At 48.4% G+C, this 1175-nt stretch carries 1 rRNA gene; it reads left to right on the plus strand.

Annotation, left to right across the window (positions count from 1 at the left end):
- Positions 1–80: 80 nt before the first annotated feature.
- A 5S ribosomal RNA gene (rrf, locus tag B9Z54_RS20610) occupies positions 81–197 on the plus strand.
- Positions 198–1175 lie beyond the last annotated feature (978 nt).

Raw genomic sequence — 1175 nt, forward strand, 5'->3', positions numbered from 1 at the left:
AGCGAAACTCGGAATACTTTCTTCTTTCTTCTAATACTTTATCTAGTTTTGAGAGAACGATGTTCTTTCAATTAAATATGTCTGGTGATTAAGGCGAAGAGGTCACACCCGTTCCCATGCCGAACACGGAAGTTAAGCTCTTCAGCGCCGATGGTAGTTGGGGGATCTCCCCCTGTGAGAGTAGGACGTCGCCAGGCAAACCAAAGAGTACCCGAGGGGTGCTCTTTTTTGTGTTACAAAAGAAAAGGAGAGACTGCTCTTCCCTTTCGCAAATTGATAAGACGCAGGAGCGAGGATGGGGAGGAGCAAGAAGGTCGAGGACGAGAGGGAGAGAACACCGGAGTGGGCTCTGCCCATGAGGATGCGAACGAGCGAAGCGGACGAAGAGATTCGCAGCTCATCGCCGTCCTCGCCTTCAGTGCCGATGGTAGTTGGGGCCTCCCCCTGTGAGAGTAGGACGTCGCCAGGCAATTCAAAGAGTACCCGAAGTGGTGCTCTTTTGTATTGAAAAGAAAATAGAGGAGATCCTCTTCCTTTCCGCAACTCAATAKGACGCAGGAGCGAGGAAGGGGAGGAGCAAGAAGGTCGAGGAAGAGAGGGAGAGAGCAACCGGAATGGGGCTCTGCCCATGAGGATGCGAACGAGCGAAGCGGACGAAGAGATTCGCCGCTCATCGCCGTCCTCGCCTTCAGCGCCGATGGTAGTTGGGGACTCCCCCTGTGAGAATAGGACGTCGCCAGGCAATCAGAGAGTACCCGGAGTGGTGCTYTTTTTGTATTCCAAAGAAAAGGGGGAGATCCCCCAAAGTACGTAGGAGCGAGGATGGGGTGGAGCAAAAAGGTCAAGGAAGAACAGCCCGCATAGAAAATCCCAGGTATGAAGAAATTATTGGAGAGTGTGAAATATGAGTGAGTTAGTTTCCTTAATAGAGAAACTTACAATAAATAAAAGTATTTCTCCTTTTAATTTATAGAATTTTCAGCGGCTGCTATTCATGGAGTATATATACGGGCATTTACTGAGTAAGGATTAGAGATAATGGTACCTCTAATCCTTAAGGCTGAGGTTGAGTTGCAAGGCGAAAATAATATCCCCGCCTAAACGTTACAAACAGCGAGCGAATCATCATAAATGATGAGAAGTCTGCCGGGTATGGTTTCTTCAGAATTAAATCA

It is taken from the genome of Bacillus sp. P14.5 (assembly GCF_003316765.1).
In the GTDB taxonomy this organism is placed as follows: Bacteria; Bacillota; Bacilli; order Bacillales; family Bacillaceae_B; genus Rossellomorea.